Source organism: Bradyrhizobium sp. UFLA06-24, assembly GCF_054967145.1.
Genome location: NZ_JADFUE010000001.1, coordinates 82077 through 105043 on the forward strand (window position 1 = coordinate 82077; position 22967 = coordinate 105043).

Consider the following 22967-nt stretch of genomic DNA (forward strand, 5'->3'; position numbering starts at 1 on the left):
CTCAGTCAAGGCCTTCGACCTCCATCAGGGCACGAAGACCGGTGAATGCAACATCGTCGTCGAGGATGAGATAGGCCGGGATCGGCGCCAGGAATGTCTTGAGACGCCCCTTTTCCTCGAAGCGCATGCGAAACTGGGACGCGGCAAGATAGTCGGGCATATGACGCAAAATGCCCCCGCCGATGAACATCCCGCCTTTTGCACCGACTGCGAGCGCAAAATTGCCCGTAACGGATCCCAGCATCGCGCAAAACATGTCGACGGCAGCGCGGCTGATCGGACAAGTCCCTTCGATTGCGGTCCGCGTGATCTCGGCCGATCGGCGTTTTGGAACGGTCACCCCGTCTAGAAACGCAAGAGTGTCATGGAGGTTCTCCAATCCCGCGCCCGACAGGAGGCGTTCGGACGATACATGTCCGAAACGTTGCCGCAAATGCGCGATGACGGCGTCCTCGCGCAAAGAGCCTCCCGCCATCGTGGAATGGCCGCCCTCACTGGAAAGGACGATCTGACTGTCGCCGTGCGGTATGGTGACAGCCATGCCCAGGCCGGTGCCGGGGCCGATCGCCGCGAGGGGCGCTCCGGCGACCCGTTCTCGTCCCCCCAGTTGCAGCAGACTGCCCGGGAGAAGACGGGGCAGGGCCAGCGCGATCGCTTCGAAGTCGTTGATCAGGCGCACGGACGAGAATCCATATGCCCTGCGCAACTCCTCTGCATCGATGACCCAGGGATTGTTCGTGAGAGCGCAGCGGCCGTTCTGGACTGCGCCGGAGGCGGCGAGGATTGCGTGCTGAATGGTCCCGGCCTTTGCCGCCTCGCCGAGATAGGCAGTGAGCGCCTCCGAAAAGGTGCCGTGATCGCCGACGGCCGTATGAGCGATCGTGCCAAGCTTGCCGTTCGTCAGGAGTGCAAAGCGAGCGTTAGTTCCTCCGATATCGGCGAGCAAGGCGGTTCGCGTTGGAGGAGTTGGCTTCATCATGGCTGCCCCGCCTTGATCAGCCCTGCATACCAGTCGAACGAGGATTTTGGTGTTCGCCGCAGCGATGCATAGTCCACATAGGCCAGGCCGAACCTGATGCTGTATCCGGAATCCCATTCGAAATTGTCGAGCAGCGACCAAACGAAATAGCCGCGAACGTCGACGCCGCGGCAGGCGGCGGCAGCCATCGCGGCGATATAGGCCTTCAGGAATTCTATCCGGCCAGTGTCGATCACGGCGCCGTTTTGGTCCGGCTGGTCGAAGTTGCCGTATCCGTTCTCGAGAACATAGATCGGCAAGCCGTAGCAGTCGTGGACACTCTGCAATGTGTCGCTGAAAGCCTCGGGATCGACCGGCCAATCGATCGGCGTCAAGGGCGCGCCGGCTGGCTTGTCGCCGAAGTCGTAGCCCAGCATCGAAACAGGATCTGCCTTCACATAGACCGGGCTGTAGTGATTCAGTCCGAACCAATCGACCGGCCGGCAAATGCGCGCCATGTCGCCCGGCTGCAGATGCGGTTCGATCGCCGCTCGCATCGATTCCGGATACGCGCCACGGCATTGCGGGTCCGGAAAGGCACCGTTCCAGTAAACGTCCAGGCGTGCCGCCGCAGCTGCATCGGCCTCGCTGCTGCTGGACGGCCGGCAGGGCTGCCTGTTGTGAATGCACCCGATCGATGCGCCGGCAACGTTTGCGCGCAGAACATCAACCGCCGCACCATGCGCGAGATTGACATTGTGGATCATGCGATGGAGCTTTTCTTCGCTGCTGCGATCCCGCTCGCCGAGTGATCGGCTGAACAGGCTGAAGATCGATGGCTCATTGAACGTCGCAAATCGCTTGACCCGATCGCCGAAGCGGGTTGCGACCAGAGCCGTATAGTCGGCGAACCAAGTCGCCATTTCACGATTCTGCCAGCCACCGTGCTCCTCCAGAGCCTGCGGCAGGTCCCAATGGTAAAGGCACAGCCACGGCTCGATGCCGGCGGCCAGGAGCTCATCGATCAGACGGTCGTAAAACGAAAGACCGGCCTCGTTGGCAGCTCCGCGTCCCTGCGGCAGGATGCGTGGCCAGGCGATCGAGAACCGGTACGCTTGCACGCCCAGGGCTTTCATCAGGGCCACATCCTCGCGGTAGCGATGATAGTGGTCACACGCGACGTCGCCGGTATCGTGATTCTTGATCGTGCCGTTTTGGCAATAGACGTCCCAAATGCTGGCTCCGCGGCCGTCCTCCCGCGTGGCTCCTTCGATCTGGAAGCTCGAGGTGGAAACGCCCCAGATGAAGTCGGAGCGCAGACTGGCGGTGTTTGGCAGTTGGATTGTCGACATCAAACACCTGCGTGGGTTCTGCTCCGCTTGTCCCGGCTATGCCGTTGCGTGCGAGCCCGTTGGGTTTCGGAGCATTGATAGTCAGGCTGGTTCCGAATGGTATTGAGATAGGTCAAGCGGCCCGGATAGGGCCGTGCGACCAATCAAGAAGGTTGGTTGCTCGTCGGGGGAGGCCACAGTTGCAGAGAACGAAGTGGGGTGGGGTCGTCGACAACGGGCTCACTGGAAGTGGCTTCTTCCGCGTTGCCGAGCGCAACGGCGTATTCTGGCTCGTTGATCCCGACGGTGGCCGCTTTCTTTCCAAGGGCGTCAATAACATCCGTTTCGATCAGGACCACGTCGGACGGACCGATCGCGTGCCTTACGCCAAGGCCTGCACGGCCAAGTACGGCAGCCCGCAGATCTGGCGCACCGCGACGTCCGACCGGCTGGCGAGCTGGAAGTTCAACACGGTCGGCTGCTGGTCGGATGAACTCGTCGCCAGTGCGGGATCGCAATTGCTGGCGAGCACGCCAACCGCGGAGCTCGGCGCGTCCTTTCGCCTGCATCGCCGCGATCAGATCTTTCCGGATGTCTACGATCCCGAATTCCCGGCGCATATCCGCGTAAGCGCCCATCAACGCTGCAGGCATCGCCGCAACGATCCCGGCCTGCTCGGTACCTTCATCGACAACGAGCTCTACTGGTCGCCCGACTGGCGAGGCACTGATGAGCTTCTGACGCTGTTTCTGAACCTGCCATCGCATCGTCCGGGCAGGATTGCCGCAATCTCGGCTCTGCAGGCGCACTATCGGGATTTTGCCCAATTCAACACGGTATGGCGCACACAAGCGCGATCTTGGGAGGAGCTCGGCAGGATCGAGCACGTCGTGGCGCCATTTGTCAGACTCCGGCCTGGCGTCCTGAACGATGCGATCGAGACCAAGGCCAACTTGGCAGATCCCTCCCGCGAGGCCTTCTCGGCCGATTGCGATGCCTTCGTGGCCGTCGTGGCCGACAAGTATTTCGAACTGTGCGTCTCGGCGATCAAGGCAGCCGATCCCAATCATCTCGTGCTCGGCTCGCGGTTCGGATATCAACCGCTCAGCGGCGTGATTGCCGCGGCCGGTCGTCACCTGGATGTGGTTTCCTTCAATTGCTACGACTTCGACCCGGGGCCGGTCATCGATGCTTACGCCGCCGCCGGCAGGCCGTGCCTGATTTCGGAATTCTCATTCCGCGGCGATGATGCGGGCCTGCCGAATTCGAGTGGAGCCGGACCACGCGTGCCTACCCAGACCGAGCGCGCCCGGGCCTTCCAGGGCTACGTGGTGGCAGCCCTCAGCAAGCCGAATGTGATCGGCTATCACTGGTTTGAGCATGCCGATCAACCGGCCGAGGGCCGCTTTGACGGCGAGAATTCCAATTTCGGCACGGTGACCATCGAAGACCGGGTTTACGATGAGCTGACTGAGATGATGACCCGGGTCAATGCCGCGGCAGAGAGTATCCACGCTGCTGCCGTTTCAACCGCGATCTGATTGCGACAAGGCGCGGAACAGTCTCCTCGCCGGCGTCCTCGTCACGTCTAAGCCGGCGTTCCCGCGCGTCCCACCTCACCCCGGCGAAACGGCTGCTCGACAGATGGCAGCCCCAGGTTTGATCGGGCGCAACAATGGCATTTCACTCGCTTGCTATCGTTATTTTGCCAAGGAGTGGGAAGGAGTGTGCGCAATGGGCAAGAGTGGTCAAGCGGCGCAGGAGAGTGCTGCGAAACAAGAGGCGGAACGCCCCGCTCCGCATCGCGGAGGGCGCGTCGTCGAAACGGAGCCGGTGGATCGTGCGATCAAGGACGCTGTGGAAGACGACGAGGTGCGTGAGGCATTGAATTTGCGTGGTCGTAACAAGCGCCGGTAATCCTCTCGTTTCATATAGGAGCGCTTTACTGCCGACCAGGCGGTGCGATGGGCGATCTCTTCCTGCCGGACGTCGCCGACATGCGAGGCAAAGGACTGGTTGAACGCTTCCCGGTAGATGTCCAGAACATGAGGCGGCAAATGACGCCGCATGCCAACGGGAAGGTCTTCGTTTGAGCTATAGGGCATTGTCCCGCTCGCGGGGTGGCCTAGGCCTTCAAGAATGCCGGATCGAGGCGTCCGGTCGTTCCTGACAAGCTAACCTTTCTAAGGAGCATCGAACCTGAGCGGTCCCGCGGCGCGCTGATCGTCGCGATGTTCCACTGCGTATTGACCTGGCTCAAAGCGAACTCGGAGGCGTTCGACAGGTTGTTACGGCACAACAAAGCCGGAGAACCACCATGCGAAGCCAAACCATTGCTGCGGCCCTGCTACTCGCCAGCTTGAGCCATCCCGCTTTCGCTCAATCGGCAGCCGACCACGACGCCCATCATCCCGGCCAGGACCAGACAACCGCATCCCCGCAGACGAATCCTCCTGCAAGTCAAGGCACGGAGCGGCAGGGCGCGATGCACGGGGGAGATATGATGGACATGATGGGGCGCGGGATGAAGGGGCGTATGATGATGGGCGGCGAGGCGATGGGCCCACCGCCCATGTTCCGTATGATCTTCGCGCTGATGGATGCGGATGGGGACGGGACCGTCTCATTGCCGGAGTTTCAGGTCGCGCACGAACGCATTTTCAAGGCAATGGACAGCAATAAGGATGGAAAGGTCACTCCAGAGGAGATGATTGCGTTCATGCGGGGAACCAAGATCTCGCTCCCGCAGCAGTGAGCGCAGGCTTCGCCGCGCGGGGATCGAATGGCAGGTGTAGGAGCGGATTTCCCCAACAGCGGACCAAATGCCTGGGGCAGTCGTGAGCGATAGCCGCGCTGCGCCATCAGGAGATCGAGACCAAACAGGCGCCAGCCCATGCGGCAGCGATGACCAGAACGAGGCCAGGGATCAGCCGCAGCGCGAAGGAGCGCCCGCCGCTGACCCAGCCGACGACGATCTTGCTGAGAGTATTGGTCGACAGCGCCGCCAGTACCGGAGCGACAGCGTCCGTGGAGTTGATCTTGCCTGAGGCGGCGAGGCTGGCTGCGGCGACAGCGGGCGAATGCGTATCTGCTAGCCCGGCTACAGCCGCGCTGACAACCAGGCCGATTTCTCCAAAGGCCTCCCGCAGGCTGGCGGAGAGCAGGAGGACTCCGGAAAGCGTCAAAGCCAGCAATAAGGCGGACGGAAGGCTGAAAGCACGTCCTTGCTCGAACTCGGCTGTGCCGGTCTCCCTCATGCCCTTGACCGTGAAGATGACGCCGTAGAGCGTTGCGGCCGCACCGGCGCAAAGGAGCGGAACGAGCAGACTTTGCAGCGTGGGCAGACTCGTGGCTGCGAGAACCGCGAAAAGCTGCACGATCGTTGCGACCGTGGAAAGCGTTGCGCCGGCGATAGCGGCTCCGAGCAACTCCGGCGCCTTGCGAGCGCGGGCGCCCATCGCTCCGATGGTGGCTGTGCTGGAGACGAAACCCGAGGCGAACCCTGAGATCGCGAGGCCTCCTTTTGCGCCGAGCAAACGTGTTGAAACATGCCCTGCGGCGCCGATCGCCATCACCAGGATGACAATGATCCAGATGGCGCGTGGATTGAGGGCGCCGAACGGGCCGACCGGCTGATCCGGAAGCAAGGGTAAGACAACGAGCGTAGCAGCGGCAAAGATTAGGCCATCCTTAACCTCGTCGCCGCTGAGCACCTTGTGAACGAAGTCGTGCAATGCCGCACGTGCCGCGAGCAGAATGGCCAGGATAACGGCAACGCCAGCGGCCAAGACGGGACGTTGCGTGGCCAGTCCGCCGAGCAGAACCGTCAGGATGAGTGCGGTCTCCGACGTCAAACCGGGGTCGTCGCTCCTGGACCGCAGATAAGCGATCGCAACCAGGACCATGATCCCGGCGGTCACGACCGCCAGCAGACCCTTGCCACCGATCATCACGCTGATGGCGCCGGCGAGTGATGCGGCCGCAAAGGTGCGCAGCCCGGCAGGCGAGCGCCCTGGACCCTCGCCCTTGCGGCGTTCCCGCTCGAGGCCGATCAGGAGCCCGATGCCGAGTGCAACGACGACGCCGATCACCTCGGAATTCAGGCTCGGATTCAGGAAATCCATCACGGAACCTGTACTGCGTCACGCTGTTGCGGTGGTGCATCGATCGGGGCTGCCAGCCGACCCCGCCAGATCTGCACCAATGTCAGGGTGACCGCGAGCAGCAACGGGCCAAGCACTACGCCCGGTGCGCCCATGAGAACGAGCCCGCCGACGACGGCGATGAACGACAGCATCGTATGCATTCGAAGCTTGTTGCCGACCAGGATCGGATAGACAACATTGTCCACGAGGCCGACGACGAGAGTGCCCCAGATCGTCAGCACGACGGCTGATGTGTAGGCGCCGCTCAGCGCGAGAAAGGCGGCAGCCGGCGCCCAAATCACGAAGGCGCCGAGAAACGGCACGATGGCGAGAAGAGCCATCAATACACCCCAGAACACAGGGGCGGGCAGCCCCAGCCACCAGAACATGAGGCCCCCGAGGCCGCCCTGCAGCGCGGCAACCGCCATGGTCCCGAAGACCGTGGCGAAGATCGTATCGGTCACCCGAACGCTGACCTGCGAAAACTCCGGCTCCGAGAGCGGCAGATAGAGCCGCGCGGCGTCCGCTATCCTTTCCCGATCGCGCAGCAGATAGAACAGGAAATAGAAGGTCAACAGCAGGTTTGCCACTCCGGAAAAGGAGGCCCGCAGGACGGAGCCGCTGCCCGTCGCAAGCGCCGAAGTAGCCGTTCGCATCAGATCCGCAAAGTCCACCTTGTCGTGGATCCATTGCAGCGCCGGGGCAAGCCAACGATGCCCGCCCATGAAACGTGTCCAGTCCTCCGCGTCGAACATCGGCACGACGAGCGTTGCGCTCCGGACGGCCTCGTTGAGCAAGGTCCCCGCTACGAGGATCGCAGGAACGACCACAATGCAGGCGGTCACCGTCACCGTCGTCAGCGCCGAAAGACTACGCGACCCCAAGCGCTTGCTGATGGCCATGTCCAGCGGGACGAACAAGACTGCAAGCGTCGTGGACCAGACGAGCGCGCCGAGGAAAGGCTTCGCCATGAACGCGCAGACGGCAACGCCCAGCCCGATGACCACTGCAAGAGTGGTCCGAGCCAGCCTTCGATCGGGAAATTGTGTCGTTTGAAACATTGGCTGCGATTGACTGTTCTTTCCCATCGGTCTTGTTATGCCGTGAAAAGGGCGGTTCCGATCATGAGCACGCAGGAGACGAGACCAAGGGACGCTATCCAGAGCGGGACGCGGACGGCCGCTGGATCGGATCGAGTGTGCCGCGCGCGGATTCGAAGCAGAGACAGGTTGACAACGGCAAACATCAACAGCGTCGCGAGAGACGTACCTTCTGCCAGCCGTTCCAGCGGGAATATCAGCGCGAGAGCCGCAACGCTCAGCATGACCATCCCCGTGGCGATCAGCGGCGTCCCGGTTCGCGAATGGACACGTCCTACAAGTCCGGGCAGGTCGCCTTGTTGTGCCATGCCATAAATGACACGCGCCGTCATGGTCATCTGGGCGAGCACGGTGTTGAGCGTCGACACGACCGCGATCACGCTGAACGTCGTCGGACTTATGCGCGCCACGGCGCCGAAGACCAGGCTCAGCGGCGCCGTTGACCCGGCAAGGACGCTCGGCGGTACGGCGCTGACTGAAATCGCCGCGATCAGGACGTAAAGCACGCTCGTGATCAGCAGCGTGAGTGCCATAGCCCAGGGGATATCCCGTTGTGGGCTCTTGGCCTCTTCCACGACGTTGGCGAGGTCCTCGAAACCGACGAAGGCGAAGAATGCCAGCACGCCGGCAAAGGTGATTCCGGAAAAGGTACCGCCGTCGAGCGGGGGCGGCGTAAATAGCGCGGAGCTGAACGAGACATCCGAATGAATGGCGGATACGATGATCCATACCAGTCCGCCCGTCTCGATCAACGTCAGAAACCCCGCGAGCATTACCGATTCGAGAATGCCCCAGGCGGCGACCACGCCGAGGGCAGCGACGATCGCCACGACGATCACTGGTGCAGGCAGTGTGATCAACTGGCCTAAGTAGCCAGCACCCCCGACGGTCACCGCCCCAGCCGAGATGATGCCAATGGCGAGCCTCAATGAGCCGACGGTCCTGGATAGAAATCGGGAGTTGAATGCGGCACGGACGTAGGCGGCTTCCCCGGCGCTGACGGGGTAGCGGGTGGCGAGCTCGGCATACGAGGCGGCTGTCAAGGCCATGACAGCGGCCGCTAATGCGAACGCCCACGAGGCGTAGACGCCTGCATGGCCCGCAACGGCGCCGATCAATACGTAGATCCCGGCTCCCACGGTGACCCCCGTCGCGTAGAGGACCAGCAATGGCAGCCCCAGCCGCCGTCGCAAACCGGCCGCAGGCAGGATCCGATCTTGCGGCACTGTTTCCATTCACATCATTGCAAGCGAGGGCTGAATTCCGAGAGATTATATCAGCGGGCCTGGCGCGCAGCCTCTTGATTTGGGTCAATTGGACGCATGCAAGAGGTGCCAAAAAGTGGAAGCGCATCAATTAGCGGAGCCATGCCGATGACGATCGCGACCGTGATGGTCTACGTTGACCCCGAGCAGCAGGCGGAAGGTCAAGTCCGCATCGCCCGGGACATTGCAGACAGATTTGGAGCATCGTTGATCGGCGCTTCGGCTTTCGCGGTCGAGCCTCTCTTCGTGGCCGAGGGCGTCATCATCAAGGAGACCACCGCAGACGACCTGAAGCGGATGAAGTCGGCACTCTCGGACAAGGAGCAGTGGTTTCGCAGCGTGGCCGGCCTGCCGAAAGAGCGGGTCGAGTGGCGCTGCAGCGTAGACTACCCTACCGCGTTCCTGACCAATGAAGCGCGATCGGCCGATCTGGTGGTGATCAGGTGCAGGCAGGAAGGGACAGACCAGTTCCATTTCATTGATGCCGCCGAGGCCATGATGCGGATGGGACGACCGACGCTGCTGGTTCCTGACCACGTTCCGGCGCTGAAGGCCGATCGCGTTCTGGTCGGATGGAAAGACACTCGCGAGGCAAGAATCGCTCTGCGAGATGCGCTACCGTTCCTCTCTAAAGCTTCGCAGGTCACGATCGTCGAGATCTGCACCTGCGAGGAACAGGACGCAGCGCGCCGCCGCGTCCGCGATATCGCGAAATATCTGCAGGCCCATGCGGTAAAATGCCAAGCCGAAGTGCGCGTGCACATGGCTGAGCCCGATGCGCACCAGCTTCTTCGGGTGGCAAAGGACGAGGACGCCGATCTGATCGTAACCGGAGGTTATGGCCATAGTCGCCTCGGCGAGTGGATGTTCGGAGGCGTGACGCGCGATCTGCTGAACGAGGCGCCGATCTGCGTGATGATGTCGCACTAGGTCGTTCGGAGACACCATGGCCATCAAGGACGTTTTGCTCACGCTCACCAGCTACCCGGATCCGGCGCCGGTTTCAGTGATTGATCGCGCCGTGGCGCTTGCTTCAACGCTCGGCGCCCACATTGCGGCGATCTCATGTGAGGCTCATGTGCAGGTTCCCGGCACCTTCCTCGGCGGCGCCGGGCATCTCGGGTCGATCGTGGCCAGCGAGGCGCAGAAGAGCAGAAAGAATGCGCAGGACTTGCTGGCCGCGTTTGAAGCGGCCGCTCAGAAAGCCGGCGCGCTGCACGAGATCATTCTCGAACGCTGCCTGACATCCGAAGTGCCGGACCTGCTGGTGGAATATGCGCGGCTGCGCGACCTCACCATCGTGTCAGTGCCGGAATCCTACGACCAATGGTATGCCGAAGCCGTCATCTTCGGATCCGGACGACCCACCTTGGTGCTCCCCGAAGCCCCGGCGTCCAGGGCGGCTGACTTGAATAGGGTACTCGTCGCGTGGGACTTCAGCCGCGCGTCGGCGCGCGCAGTCTCCGATGCCATCCCGATCCTGGAGAAGGCGCGCGAAGTGTGCATTCTCACCGTGATCAATGAGAAGGCGATATCGAGCCGGCGTTCCTCGTCCGAACTCGCCAAGAATCTATCGCGGCACGGCATCGATGTGATCGTCGACGAGGTGGATGCCGCCGGGCGGGCCATCGGCGAGGTTCTTGCAGCGCAGATTGCGTCCCGCCGAACGGATCTCCTCGTGATGGGCGCCTACGGCCATTCGCGCTTCCGCGAGTTCATATTGGGAGGCGCGACCCGAAGCATCCTGACGAAGCCGCCGATTCCGGTCCTGTTCTCTCACTGAGCGGCGAGCGGCCGACGACATCACAATGTAGGTCGCAAGTCCGGCCTCCGACTTCGAACTTGAAACTCATGGACGTCTTTCCGGCCAAACAGGATCGCAAGAACGCTCCGGTGTTTCGCGCCCGCGGGCTTTCAAAGACCTATCGGATGGGGGAGGTTGAGGTGCACGCCCTGCGGGACGTCGATCTCGACATCTTCGAAGGCGAGTTCGTTGTGCTCCTCGGGCCGTCCGGGTCGGGGAAATCGACTCTGCTGAACATCCTGGGAGGTCTGGACAGTCCAACCTCGGGCGAGGCCCACTGGCGCGACCACAACCTGGTCGGCGCGACGGATGCCGAATTGACCCGCTACCGCCGCGAGCACGTCGGCTTCGTCTTTCAGTTCTACAATCTTATCCCCAGCCTCACGGTGCTGGAGAACGTCGCTTTGGTGAACGAGATTGCCGACAAGCCGCTCGATCCGCTCGAGGTCCTTGCGCTCGTCGGTCTCGAAAAGCGGATCGACCACTTTCCTTCACAGTTGTCCGGCGGCGAGCAGCAGCGTGTGGCGGTTGCCCGCGCCATCGTCAAGTCGCCGGATGTTCTCTTGTGCGACGAGCCGACAGGGGCTCTGGACTACGAGACCGGCAAAGTGGTGCTGGCGGCGATCGCGCGAGCCAATGAGCGTCTCGGTACCACAACGATTATCATCACGCACAATGCGGCGATCGCGGGAATGGCGGACCGCGTGCTGCGGCTCGGTGGCGGGCGGATCGTCGGAGAGGAACGTAATGCGCACCGACTCTCGGCCGACGAGGTGCACTGGTGAGCCTGCTCGATCGAAAACTGCTGCGCGATGTCGCCGCAATGCGGGGCCAGGTGATCACCATCGCCCTGCTGGTTGCCGCCGGCGTCGCCGTCTTCGTTGGCTCAGTCTCGACTTACAATTCGCTCGGCACGGCCGTCGAGCGCTTCTACGCTACCGCGCGATTCCCGCAGGTCTTCGTGACGCTCAAGCGTGCGCCGCTATCGATCGTTCCGCAGCTCAACGCCATCCCCGGGGTTGCGACGGTGGAAGCCCGTATTGTTCGCGAGGTCATCGTGGACTGGCCGGCCGCTTCGCAGCCGGTCTCGGCGCGCATGGTGTCGCTCAACCATGCTGGCGACGAACGGCTTGCCCGTCTGCATTTGCGCCGCGGCGCGGCGCCCGAACCGGGCTCCGCAAGAAGCGCGGCAGTCAACGAAGCGTTTGCCGAAGCCAATGGTGTGAATCCCGGCGACGACATCCGTGTGCTGCTCAACGGCAAGGTGGAAGCTTTTCACGTATCCGGCGTCGCGCTCTCGTCGGAATATGTCTATGCCGTCAAGCCCGGTCTGCCCATTCCGGACGACCGGCTCTATGCCATTCTCTGGGTCGACCGCCGCGCGGCGGAAGCCGCGTTCGACATGAAGGCGGCCTTCAATGATGCCGTCATTTCGCTGGCGCCGGGAGCCGATCCGAAGCCTGTGATCGACGAACTGGATCGGCTGCTCGAGCCCTATGGATCGATCGGTGCCGTCGCGCGGCGGGATCAACCATCCAACCGCTTCCTTGAGGATGAGCTGAACCAGCAAAAGGTGATGTCGACCACCATCCCGCTGATCTTTTTCGGCGTTGCGGCGTTCCTGCTCAACAGCGCACTGGGCCGGCTGGTGGCAGCCCAGCGCGAGCAGATCGCCGCGTTGAAAGCATTGGGCTTTCCAACCGCGACGCTGATGCTGCACTATCTGAAGCTCGTCCTCGTCATCGTGTTGATTGGATCGGCGCTTGGAATTGCCGCCGGCTGGGGCTTCGGACGAGCGATGATCGCGAGCTATCAGGGGTTCTTTCGTCTGCCGGAGCTGCCGTTCGGGCTGACGCCTTGGTCGGCCGTGCTGGGAATTGCGATCAGCCTGACGGCGGCTTCTCTCGGCGTCTTGACCGCGCTACGGCAGGTCGTCAGCCTCGCACCCGCGGTCGCAATGCGACCGGCTGCGCCTCTCGGCTTCCGGAGGTCCTGGATCGAAGCGCTTCTGCCACGCGCTGCGACCAGATCGCGCCGGCTGATGATCCTGCGGAATACCGCCGGGCGTCCATTCCGTTCGGTACTGACCGTGGCCGGAGTGGCCTTTGCGATCCCGATGATGGTGCTGGGAATCTTTTGGCGCGACGCCATCAATGAGATGATCGACCTGCAGTTCAACCTGGTGGAGCGCGGCAACGCGACGGTGACGTTTCCGCACCCCCTGGATCGTTCCATCCTGCGCGATCTGGCACGCGAGCCAGGCGTTCTCGTGGCGGAAGGGCAGCGCATCGTGCCGGTGCGCCTTCGGGCCGGGCAGCGCAGCTATTTGACCTCCGTGATCGGCCTGTCTGCAGGGGATGAGCTGCGTCGGCCGCACGACGCCATCCTGCATCCGATCGCGGCCATGCCCGACGGGATCACGCTCACCCGTCGGCTTGCCGAGCGGCTCGATGTGATGGTCGGCGACATCATCGTCGTCGAGGCGATGGAGGGCCGGCGGCGCAAGCGCGACCTCCCGGTCACCGCCATCGTCGACGAGTCGATCGGAATGGCCTCCTACATGGAGATCGAAACCCTGAACCGCTTCACGGACGAGGGCGCCGTGATCTCGGCTGCGAGTCTGTATGTCGAGCCGACGGCGATGCCGGCGTTGGGGCGGAGGTTCAAGAACCTCCCGACCATCGAGTCCGTGACGATGAAGGCGTACACGCTCTCCTCCTTCATGGAGAAGATCGCCGGCCTCGTGTTCGTGACGGCCGGCATTCTTGCCGCCTTCGCCACGATCATCACGGTTGGCGTGGTCTACAACAGTGCGCGCATCAGCCTGCAGGAGCGGGCCTGGGAGTTGGCCAGCCTGCGCGTGCTGGGCTTCACCCGCGGTGAGGTTGGGGGCATCCTGTTCGGCGAGTTCGCCATCGAGATCGTGCTTGGAATTCTGATTGGCCTGCCGCTCTCTCACGCCGTTATCGGCCTGATCGCCGGATTTCACTCCAACGAGAGTTTCCAGATACCCGCCGTGATCGCGACGCAGACCTATTTCATTGCAGCGGGCGTCGTGTTGGCGGCGGCCGCAGCCAGCGCGTACATCGTCAAAGGCCGTGTCGATCGGCTCGATCTGGTCGCGGCTCTAAAGACCAGGGAATGAACATGCATATCACGGGCCGCCATATCGCCATCGCTGCCGGGCTTCTGGCCGCCGTCGGCATCGCGGTCTGGCTCTTGATCCCCGCCCCGGTGCCGGTCGAGACTGCCGCGGTGACGAAGGGAAGGTTCGTCGCCACCGTCGATGAGGACGGCAAGACGCGTGTGCGTGAGCGATACGTGGTCGCAGCGCCGCTCGCCGGGCGGCTGAGCCGAATCCGCTTCAAGGTCGGCGACCAGGTTCGGGTCGATGACGCCCTCGCGACAATCACCCCTTCTCCGGCGCCGCTGATGGATTCCCGCACCCGCCGCGAAGTCGAGGAAATGCTCGGAACAGCCGAAGCCAACCTGGAGCGCGCCAAGGCCATTGTCGAGCGTGCGCGGGCCCAGAGGGAGCAGGCCAACACCGACCTGGTGCGGACGAAAACCTTGGCTCAGCAAGGGGCCGCGACGGCGCAGGCCCTCGAGCGTGGAGAACTCGCGATGCGCCTTGCCGACAGGGATTTGCGCGCGGCGGAGTTTCAGGATCACGCCGCAGAGCACGAGATCAGCCAACAGCGCGCATTGTTGGCGCGATACGGCAGCGACGGCGGCGGGCACCCGGATAGCTGGAATGTCGCATCGCCTGTTGCCGGCGTGGTGCTGAAGGTCGCCCAGGAAAGCGAGACGATCGTCCAGCCGGGCGCTCCACTCCTGGACATCGGCGACGCCGGGGATATCGAAGTCGTGGTCGACGTTTTGAGCACCGATGCCGTCGAGATCCGTCCCGGAGCTGATGTCGTCATCGATCATTGGGGCGGGGAGGGGAAGCTGAAGGGCCGGGTACGCCGGGTCGAGCCGGCAGCCTTCACCAAGATATCAACGCTCGGCGTCGAGGAGCAGAGGGTCAATGTTCTCGTCGACATCCTCTCGCCGCCGGAGCAGTGGGCGCGGCTGGGTGACGCCTATCAGGTGGATGTTCAAATCGGCGTCTTCGCGCGGGACGATGCGACGACCATTCCGGCGGGCGCGTTGTTTCGTCGCGGAGAAGGCTGGAATGTATATGTCGCGAGGGACGGGCGCGCCGAATTGCGCCAAATTGAGGTTCTGCGGCGTTCCGGGCGCCTCGCGGCTGTTGCCAAGGGCCTCGCGCCGGGGGAAGAGGTGATTGTCTATCCGAGCGACCGGGTTGTACCGGGTGTGCGCATCGCACAGCGACCACGTTAAGAGGCCGCGCCATGAACCGCTCGGAGCTTTGTGGACGAAGAAACGGAAAATGCTGGTACGCGGGGCACGTCTCAATGCAGGAACGAACGACTTGAACCACGATCCCAAGCACGGATGCGATCACGTTGGTTATCTCGATGGCGATCGTGACTTGCGCCTCGACGCCTGTCGCGGCCTCGCACTCTGGTTCATTTTCATTGATCACATTCCTGGCAACGCTTTTGACTGGTTGACCCTTCGGAACTACGGGTTTTCTGATACTTCAGAAATTTTTGTGTTCGTGTCCGGCTATACCTGCATGCTTTCCTATGGCGGGGCGCTGCGGCGGCAGGGTTGGCCAACCGTCGTTGTCCGCAGCCTGCGGCGAAGCCTGGAAATTTACACTGCATTTCTGCTGCTCGTGATCGCCTATCTTGCTCTGGTCTGGGTCACGGGAAGTGACCTCTATCGCGACGAGACCAATACCCGGGTCTTTTTTGACAATCCGGGAATTGCCCTCATCCATCTTCTGGCGCTGCAATACACGCCTGTGAATACAGATATCCTGCCGCTGTTTGTCATGCTGCATTTCGGCTTTCCGCTCGTGCTGTGGTTCATGATTCGCAACGCAACGATCGCGCTCAGCGCCTCCTTTCTGCTCTACATGATGGTGCAGCTCTATAGCTGGAATTTGCCGGCCTGGCCGGCCCGTGAAGCATACTTCAATCCGTTGGCTTGGCAGATGTTGTTCGTGCTCGGCGCTTACTGCGCAACTCCCGGCGCCGCCCGGCTCGCAGGGATCTCGTTATCTCCGGTTGTGGTTTCGGTTGCCGCGAGCGTCGTCATATTCAGCCTTGTCGTCACGCTGAGCTGGCGTATCGAACAGCTCAAATGGCTGGTCCCGGACGCAGTTGTGGGCTGGATTTATCCGATTTACAAAACCCATTTGGCGCCGCCCCGGCTCGTGCACTTCTTAGCCCTGATGGTGTTGGGAATGCGCTTCTTATTACCGATCAAGCATAGCAAGCTGAAGCCGTGGGCGGTTGCAATGATTCGCTGCGGAGAAAACTCACTCTCGATCTATTGCTTCAGCGTACTCGCTTCATTTCTCGGCTTCGTCGTCTTGAATGAGATCTCCGGCGGACTGGCAATGGAGGCCATTGTCAGCGCCTCAGGAATTATCTTGATGATCGCGATTGCAAGCCTTCTTGCCTGGGAAGCCAAGCTCGACCGGCGTGGTCCGAAACCGTTTTAGGCGTTCTATACGAGCAAATTGCTTGGAAAGCGGAGTTCGGGACGCGATGTTGATTCTCCTCAAACAACCGGCTGGTTCCAGAGGATAATCATCATGTGATGTGGAGCGAGACCAAATCCATAGAGCGGGTCCTGCGATGGGGCCTGGTTGCGATTGCAATCGCAGGATTGACCGCGGGTCTTCTCGCGGGAGTGGCGGGTCGCGCTGATCTCGCGGATATTGCATGGCAACTCGGCACCGCGCCCGTGATCGGCGGACTGGCCGTCTCGATCGTCAGGGATCTTCTGAGCGGTCGCTTCGGAGTGGATGCGATTGCGCTGCTGTCGATGAGCGCAGCGTTGCCGCTCGGCCAGCCACTTGCGGGGGCCGTGGTTGCGCTGATGTATTCCGGCGGCAACGTGCTGGAGGACATTGCGATCGCACGAGCCGAGCGTGACCTGCACTCCCTGGTCGATCGGGCGCCGCGGCAGGCGCACCGCAAAATCAATGGTGGGATCGAGGACATTCCGGTCGACGCAGTCTTGGTCGGCGAAGAGCTCCTGGTGAGGGCCGGCGAGATCGTGCCGGTCGATGGCGTCGTTGGCTCGGTCGCGGCGACCATCGACGAATCCGCGGTTACGGGCGAGCCGATCCCGGTCGAGAAGACACGCGGCAGCGCGGTTTTCTCCGGTTCGCTGAATGCGGGCGAGACTTTCGAGTTGACCGCGACCGCGCCGGCAGGCGAGAGCACCTACTCGGGCATCGTGCGCATGGTGACGGCGGCGCAGACCGCGAAGGCTCCCTTCGTGCGGATGGCCGATCGTTTCGCGCTGGTCCTTCTGCCGGTGACGCTCGTCGTCGCCTTCCTGGCCTGGCGCCTGTCCGGTGATCTGACGCGCAGCCTTGCCGTGCTGGTGGCGGCGACGCCGTGTCCGCTGATCCTGGCTGCACCGGTCGCCTTCATTGCCGGGGTGGCGCGAGCGGCTCGGCGCGGCATTCTTGCCAAAGGGGGAGGGGCGCTGGAGGCGCTGGCCCGCGCTCACACGGTGCTGTTCGACAAGACCGGGACCCTGACCGTCGGAGGGGCACGGCTGCTTTCGATCGAGGTTGCTCCGGGGGAAGACCCTGACGAGGTCCTGCGGCTCGGCGCATCGCTCGAGCAGGCCTCGCATCACGTGCTTGCCAAGACCGTCGTCGCTGCGGCCCTCGATCGAGGCCTCAAGCTGAAAGCGCCGGAACAAGTCAAGGAGACCATGGGCAGCGGCCTGCGCGGTCTGGTCGACGGGCGCCAGGTCACCGCGGGCTCGCGAGAACTGCTGCGCTCGCGTGGCGAACTGTCGGCGTGGGAGCTGCGGGCGATCCGGCGCGCTTCGTGGCGCTCGGCGCTGATCGTCTTCGTCGCCGTGGATGGCCGCCCGATCGGCGCGCTGCTGCTGGCGGACGAGTTGCGGGCTGATACGCCGCGGGCGATCCGCCTGCTGCGCGATGCGGGGATCGCACGAATGGTGATGGTCACTGGCGATCGCGCCGCGGCTGCGCAGGCGATTGGTGCGGCGCTCGACCTCGACGACGTGCTGGCCGACCGCGTTCCTTCGGACAAGGTTGAGGCGGTGCGCACCGAACAGAGGCTGCATCCGACCATCATGGTCGGCGATGGCATCAATGACGCCCCGGCATTGGCCGTGGCCGATATCGGAGTCGCGCTCGGCGCGCGCGGCGCGACCGCCTCGTCCGAGGCCGCCGATGTGGTGATCTTGGCCGACCGGCTCGATCGCGTCGGGGAGGCCATTATCATCGCGCAACGGGCCCGACGCATTGCCTTGCAAAGCATTGTTGTCGGCATGGGGTTGTCATTGCTGGCGATGCTCGCCGCCGCCGTTGGCTGCCTTGAACCGGTGCCTGCGGCCATCGTCCAGGAGGTCATCGACGTTGCCGTCATTCTGAACGCCCTGCGGGCGCTCGCTCCGGCTCTTATGAGGGGCGGTGCGCACATCACCGCGGAGCAGGGGTTGGCATTGCATCACGATCATCAGGCCCTGTTCAAGGACCTCGATCGCTTGCGCAAAATCGTCGATGCGCTGGATGACGCAGCCCCCGAGTCAGCCGCGGCGTTGATCGGGGATGCTCAACGCATCGTTCAGAGCAGCGTCGTCATGCACGAGCGCGCGGATGAGGACAGCGTCTATCCGAAGCTTGCGACAGTGCTGCGCGATCGCCACGGCCTCTCAGCCATGAGCCGCGCCCACCGTGAAATTCTGCATCTTACGCGGCTGCTCGATCGGATCGTGGAGGATCTGCCGTCAGAGAAGGTCGATCGCTATCTCGTCCGAGACGCTCAACGGGTAATCGAGGCGATCGAAACGCTGGTGCGCATGCACACGGCCCAGGAGGAGGATATCTACGAAGCCGTGGCGGCATAGGCGGCCGGCATCTTGGCCATGCGGGGTACAGGCGAACTTATATCAATCATCGCACGGGCCATAGTAGTGCTTCGCAAGACGATAGTGCCTTCCGTATGCAACATACTCCTCGTGCAGGCAGCTCTCGCCCCTTCGGAATGCCTTGTCGCCGTCGCATCGCACGTTCTCGAAATGAAGTCTGACGGTCGTTGATCGGTTGAGATAGGTCCCGAAGTAGTGGAGGGCTTGAGCGCGCCCGCCACACCTCTGGAGCACGGTATTGCGAATGTCGGGCGGCAACCGATCGATGTGATCGGGATTCCACGGGCCGTCGTGCGAACTGGAGCTTCCGAGCGCTAACACGGTGCCCGGGAAGCAGGCCGCTTGCACCAGGAAAACGATCGCGAGCAGCGACAACGAGTGCGGCTTCCAATTGCGCATTGCAGCACCGATCGGTCATCGACTTGATCAATGAATCCTATCAGATGGCAGCGTCACGTGAAAAGAAAATCAGAACTGCGCATGCAAGCGAGTCGCGACGACTGAGACTGGTCCGCGATCGCGATTGTAGGCGGGGTTGTCGATGAACTGATAATCGAAGCCGAGCGTCCACGCCGCGATCGGAAGCGTGTAGTATATTTCCATGATCTTCTCGGCGCCCGGATGCGGAAGCTGCCCGTCGCCGATCAGCGCGCTGTAACCGCCTGTCGCGAAATAAGCCTGGTGCGGTGCGGAAATCGTGTTGCGAATGCCTGCTATCCCGAGCGTGTCGTTCGGCCTGTTCCAGAATTTTCCGGAGATCGAGGCGCCACCCGCGAGCGTCGCGTCTGCATCGGTAAATGCGTAGGCCTCCAGCCTGCCGGGCGTGTAACCAGCTCGTGCAAACAGGCCCACACCGGGGATGATCTGCTGCTCGATGTTGCCGGCAATTCCGAGCTTGCTCGTGTAGGTGCGCACCAGCGAGAGGTCCGGCGCGGCGCCGGTCAGGTTGGCAAGATTGACGGCGTCCTGGAAATTTCCCATCCGCGCGCGCGTCAGATAGCCAGTCACGGCGATCTTGCCGGGCTGCCCCATGACCTCGTAGCGACGCTCGACCTCGCCAACCATCTGGAATTGGCCGAAGGCCGGATCGAGGTTTGTGCTGTTGGGCGTCACGGGCCCGTCGAACACGCCGGCACGGAAGGTCCAAGGGCCGGTGTACCACTCGGCCGCGGCGCCATAGGTAAAGGCCCAGGCATCGGCGGCGTAGTCGAATGCCCCGGTGTTGACCAGCGTCCAGTTGAGGAAGTCGCCGCGCGGATCGTGCGCGTATTTGTTGGAGTCGAAGATGTCGACGACGCTGAACTTGCCGACGGTGAGCACGAGGCGATCGCTGGTCTGGGAGCCCGCGAACTGCATGGGCCCGGACTCGACCTTCTGCACGTCGCCGCCGAGATCGATCGTCTGCCGCAAAAAGGCGCGCGGAATCCTCGCATACGGATAGGTGGAGCCGACCTTGTAGGCTTCCGCGCTCGGGAAGCCCGCCACGCCGAATGTGCCGTTGAGACCGAAGCCCTGGTCGATTTCCGGATTGATCCAGATTTCTCCGCCGTCCCAGGGACGGAAGCCGACAAAGAGGTCCGCATCGAATGTCTCGCGCACCTGATTGGGCGAGAGGCTGTTCTGGCCGGCATAGGGCGCGCGGAACGGCAGCGCATATTGCGTGACGATCGTTGTCTGCCCATGCACGGCGAAATTATCGGTCTCCGCGGGGGCGATGCCCTTGATGGCAAAGTCGGTGTGGGCGGGATCGGGACCAAGCTGATAGTTGAGCCCGACCTGGACACGTTGGACCGAGAGGCCGGAGTTCAGCTGTTCTGCCGATGCTGCGAGGCTCTTGTGGTGATCGCCGAACTCCGAAGCCAGGAATTCGGCCTTGGCCGTCCAGTGCGGTGCGACCGGCAACTCGGCTCCGATGCCGGCGACCCAGCCGAGGCGCCATGTCAAGGCCGTATCCACGGTGCCGATGGCCGCGCTGCCGACCAGTGGGGTGCCCGCGAGTTGCGTCCGCTCCAGCCTGTCATAGGACCAGGCGAATCCCCCCGTCGCATAGAGCAGCCAATGGTCGAAGGCATAGCCGAGCCTGCCGCGCGCCGTCCCCATGCCGAGGACGGTGTCGCGATAGCTGGCGGTCCCGCCGGAGAGCGACGTTACGCTCTGATCTCCAGCCATGGTGTTCGGGGCGGACAAGTCGGCCTCGAAACCCATCACGAAGCGCGAGGGTAGCATCAGATTGTAGCCGCCCTGCACGCCGAAGAGATAGCTGCCTGTCCCTTTGAACGCGTCATAGGCGCTGAACAAGCCGGCCGATCCGTTCACGGTGGACAAGCCGTCGTTCGCACTCCAATTGGACCGACCGCCGGCATATCCGAAATGGCCGCCGAGATAGAAGCCGGTCCATTCCGCAGCGTCAGGCCTTGGAGCCTTGATTGGATACGACTCCGCCGCGCTCGCTGCACCGGGCGCAGCAAGGGCGAGGCTTGCGACTGCGCCTGTGAGACATATCCGCTTCATCGTCGTTCAACAGCCCTATTCAAAACCGCGGTCAAGCAGCAATCGGCGGTTCGCAGCTTCTCTCATTCGCAAGTGACGGATTTGCAACAAATAGCTTGTTGGAGATGCCTGCTCGAGCTCCACCGATGATAGGCCTCTGCATGGACGGATGAGGAATGCCCCGCCGACAATGTCCCCATCGCGCCGTAAGGGTCGCCTCGCCCATGGCCGTGACAAAAGCCGCGCCCTGACGTCGCAAATGGAATTCCCCACCCGAAGGTGCGCGCTTACCCGAACAAATGCGCGAGCCAATACGCCGCCCCGGCGGCCAATCCGCCTACCAGCAACGTCTGCAACGCCGACTTGATCTTGTTGACGCCCGTGAAGTGCCCCTTGACGGCCCCGAAGCACAGCAACGCGACGCCGGTCGCGGCGACGGAGATCTGCAGCGCCGTCCCGATGTTCTGGGTGAACATGTAGGGCACCAGCGGAATCAGACCGCCGACCACGTATGAGCCTCCGATCGTGGCGGCGCTGATCGGCGCGCGCTTCGGGTCGGGGCGCTCCAGACCCAATTCGAAGCGCATCATGAAGTCGACCCATCGCTGCCGGTTTGACGCCACAGCACCGACAACCGACTTGAGCGCATCGCCCTCAAGGCCATACTCGCGGAAGATCTGCTCGACCTCGTCGATCTCCCGCTCGTGCATGTGATCGATTTCATGGTGTTCGCGCTGTTCTTCAGCTGCGTCATGCTCTGCATCCGTGCGCGCGGCGAGATACCCGCCAAGGCCCATCGCGATCGCACCGGCGACGACCTCGGCCAATCCGGCAGTGACGATCACGTCCGTGTTGGTGACGGCCGCCGAAAGGCCCGCCGCCAGCGCGAACGGGACCGTCAAGCCGTCAGCCATCCCGATCACGACGTCGCGGACGCTTTCGGAGGCGGTGAAGTGCTTCTCGATGTGAGGGGTGGCTGGCACAGGACGCTCCTGGTTGTGGTTTGGGTTTGAAGAGAGCTGCCTAGTCGGCAGCTCTCTTGCGGCCGGAGATCATGGACGCGACCAGGTTCTCGCGATGCTCGAAGCTTGCGATCAACACGCCGAGCACATGCGCCACGACCAGGCCGACGGTCAGGTTGGCCAGGAATTCGTGGACGTGTTCGATCAGCTTGGAGCCCCAGTAGGCATCCGTCGTCATCATGTAGCCCGTCGCACACGTGCCGGCCAGCGCGACGACGAGAGCGATGATCATGGCACCGCCCGCGGGGTTATGTCCGATGTAGCGGGGAGCCCTGAGGAGAGCGACGTCGCGAAGATAGGCTAGCACCTCGCGTGGCGGACGAACGAAGTTCGAAAAGCGCGCATGTCGCGGGCCGATGAAGCCCCAGATGACGCGGATCGCGAGGAGGCCGGCAATGGCGTAGCCGGCCGCGACGTGCACCCGCTCGATCTCGTCGCCGGTAGCGTAAGCCAGAACGAACAAGCTCGCCAGCGACCAGTGGAAGATCCGGACGAAGGGATCCCAGACCTTGACCGTGGCCGGCGGCATCGCGCCGCCGGCTCCGATCGTGTTGCTCACGGTTCTCATTTGCGGACCGTTACATCTGGCCGATGATCTGGCCGTTGGTCGGGTCCACGAACAGCTCCACCCGATGACCGTTCTTGTCGAGCGTATAGAGTTCGCCGCAAGCGTTCTTGAGCTTGGCCTTCTGGACCTTGTAGCCCTGGGCCTCGACCTTGGCCTGCAACTGCCCCATCGGCAGCCATTGAGCCTCCGGGGCCGACGTGCACGGCTTGCCGAGGCTGCCGGCCTGGGCGGACGCCGCCCCGAGGATCACGGCGGCAACGGTAAGAATGAAGATCTTGCGCAT

Annotated in this window: 19 protein-coding genes and 1 pseudogene; 10 read left to right on the forward strand and 10 right to left on the reverse strand. The window is 62.9% G+C overall.

The window, feature by feature from the left end:
* Position 1: 1 nt before the first annotated feature.
* Together glk and IF809_RS00400 are read right to left on the reverse strand one after the other, a co-directional pair.
* A complete protein-coding gene (gene glk / locus IF809_RS00395; protein ID WP_462836517.1) occupies positions 2 to 979 on the reverse strand; it encodes a glucokinase in 978 nt (325 codons plus the stop codon).
* Positions 976 to 2310 carry a GH1 family beta-glucosidase gene (locus IF809_RS00400; protein WP_462836518.1) on the reverse strand — a complete coding sequence of 445 codons (1335 nt, stop codon included), beginning with the start codon at positions 2308 to 2310 and terminating at the stop codon, positions 976 to 978. Before IF809_RS00400 ends, glk begins: the two co-directional genes overlap by 4 nt.
* Before the next feature lie 59 nt (positions 2311 to 2369).
* Between IF809_RS00400 and IF809_RS00405 the strand changes: the two genes are divergently transcribed.
* Together IF809_RS00405 and IF809_RS00410 are read left to right on the forward strand one after the other, a co-directional pair.
* Positions 2370 to 3830 (forward strand): agarase, encoded by a 1461-nt coding sequence (locus IF809_RS00405; RefSeq protein WP_462836519.1) that lies wholly within the window; start codon positions 2370 to 2372, stop codon positions 3828 to 3830.
* Positions 3831 to 3933: 103 nt separating this feature from the next.
* Positions 3934 to 4206: a hypothetical protein gene (locus IF809_RS00410; protein ID WP_244659309.1), complete on the forward strand. Its 273-nt coding sequence runs from the start codon at positions 3934 to 3936 to the stop codon at positions 4204 to 4206.
* A gap of 59 nt (positions 4207 to 4265) precedes the next feature.
* Here the strand turns inward: IF809_RS00410 and IF809_RS00415 are convergent.
* A pseudogene (locus tag IF809_RS00415) lies at positions 4266 to 4394 on the reverse strand (ChaB family protein); the annotation flags it as partial.
* A gap of 212 nt (positions 4395 to 4606) precedes the next feature.
* Here IF809_RS00415 and IF809_RS00420 point away from each other — a divergent pair.
* Positions 4607 to 5044: an EF-hand domain-containing protein gene (locus IF809_RS00420; protein WP_462836520.1), complete on the forward strand. Its 438-nt coding sequence runs from the start codon at positions 4607 to 4609 to the stop codon at positions 5042 to 5044.
* 106 nt (positions 5045 to 5150) lie between these two features.
* Here the strand turns inward: IF809_RS00420 and IF809_RS00425 are convergent, their stop codons facing one another.
* The 3 genes from IF809_RS00425 to IF809_RS00435 all read right to left on the reverse strand — a co-directional run bounded on the left by IF809_RS00425 (position 5151) and on the right by IF809_RS00435 (position 8769).
* Positions 5151 to 6380, reverse strand: a complete 1230-nt coding sequence (locus tag IF809_RS00425) for an MgtC/SapB family protein (RefSeq protein WP_462836521.1) — start codon at positions 6378 to 6380, stop codon at positions 5151 to 5153.
* A gap of 32 nt (positions 6381 to 6412) precedes the next feature.
* Positions 6413 to 7441 carry an AI-2E family transporter gene (locus IF809_RS00430; protein WP_462836522.1) on the reverse strand — a complete coding sequence of 343 codons (1029 nt, stop codon included), beginning with the start codon at positions 7439 to 7441 and terminating at the stop codon, positions 6413 to 6415.
* 89 nt (positions 7442 to 7530) lie between these two features.
* The gene (locus IF809_RS00435) at positions 7531 to 8769 is read right to left on the reverse strand and encodes an APC family permease (protein WP_462836523.1); all 1239 of its coding nucleotides are present in this window, start codon (positions 8767 to 8769) and stop codon (positions 7531 to 7533) included.
* Between the two features lie 138 nt (positions 8770 to 8907).
* Here IF809_RS00435 and IF809_RS00440 point away from each other — a divergent pair, with 138 nt between their 5' ends.
* The 7 genes from IF809_RS00440 to IF809_RS00470 all read left to right on the forward strand — a co-directional run bounded on the left by IF809_RS00440 (position 8908) and on the right by IF809_RS00470 (position 18583).
* A complete protein-coding gene (locus tag IF809_RS00440; protein WP_462836524.1) occupies positions 8908 to 9729 on the forward strand; it encodes a universal stress protein in 822 nt (273 codons plus the stop codon).
* A 16-nt stretch (positions 9730 to 9745) separates the two neighbouring features.
* Entirely contained in the window at positions 9746 to 10582 is an 837-nt protein-coding gene (locus IF809_RS00445) for a universal stress protein (protein WP_128967668.1), read from the forward strand.
* Positions 10583 to 10650: 68 nt separating this feature from the next.
* Complete coding sequence (locus IF809_RS00450) at positions 10651 to 11388, forward strand: ABC transporter ATP-binding protein (protein ID WP_462836717.1); 738 nt, start codon at positions 10651 to 10653, stop codon at positions 11386 to 11388.
* Complete coding sequence (locus IF809_RS00455) at positions 11385 to 13748, forward strand: ABC transporter permease (protein ID WP_462836525.1); 2364 nt, start codon at positions 11385 to 11387, stop codon at positions 13746 to 13748. The genes IF809_RS00450 and IF809_RS00455 overlap by 4 nt, the downstream gene beginning before the upstream one ends.
* A 2-nt stretch (positions 13749 to 13750) precedes the next feature.
* Positions 13751 to 14950, forward strand: a complete 1200-nt coding sequence (locus tag IF809_RS00460) for an efflux RND transporter periplasmic adaptor subunit (protein ID WP_462836718.1) — start codon at positions 13751 to 13753, stop codon at positions 14948 to 14950.
* A 91-nt stretch (positions 14951 to 15041) separates the two neighbouring features.
* The gene (locus IF809_RS00465; RefSeq protein WP_462836526.1) at positions 15042 to 16184 is read left to right on the forward strand and encodes an OpgC domain-containing protein; all 1143 of its coding nucleotides are present in this window, start codon (positions 15042 to 15044) and stop codon (positions 16182 to 16184) included.
* A gap of 98 nt (positions 16185 to 16282) precedes the next feature.
* Entirely contained in the window at positions 16283 to 18583 is a 2301-nt protein-coding gene (locus IF809_RS00470) for a heavy metal translocating P-type ATPase (RefSeq protein WP_462836527.1), read from the forward strand.
* Positions 18584 to 19072: 489 nt separating this feature from the next.
* Here the strand turns inward: IF809_RS00470 and IF809_RS00475 are convergent, their stop codons facing one another.
* From IF809_RS00475 to IF809_RS00490, 4 genes are all read right to left on the reverse strand, one after another.
* Positions 19073 to 21115 carry a carbohydrate porin gene (locus IF809_RS00475; RefSeq protein WP_462836528.1) on the reverse strand — a complete coding sequence of 681 codons (2043 nt, stop codon included), beginning with the start codon at positions 21113 to 21115 and terminating at the stop codon, positions 19073 to 19075.
* A gap of 266 nt (positions 21116 to 21381) precedes the next feature.
* The gene (locus IF809_RS00480; protein WP_462836529.1) at positions 21382 to 22077 is read right to left on the reverse strand and encodes a VIT1/CCC1 transporter family protein; all 696 of its coding nucleotides are present in this window, start codon (positions 22075 to 22077) and stop codon (positions 21382 to 21384) included.
* Between the two features lie 40 nt (positions 22078 to 22117).
* Entirely contained in the window at positions 22118 to 22684 is a 567-nt protein-coding gene (locus IF809_RS00485) for a cytochrome b/b6 domain-containing protein (protein ID WP_453979981.1), read from the reverse strand.
* A 10-nt stretch (positions 22685 to 22694) separates the two neighbouring features.
* Positions 22695 to 22967: a PepSY domain-containing protein gene (locus IF809_RS00490; protein ID WP_462836530.1), complete on the reverse strand. Its 273-nt coding sequence runs from the start codon at positions 22965 to 22967 to the stop codon at positions 22695 to 22697.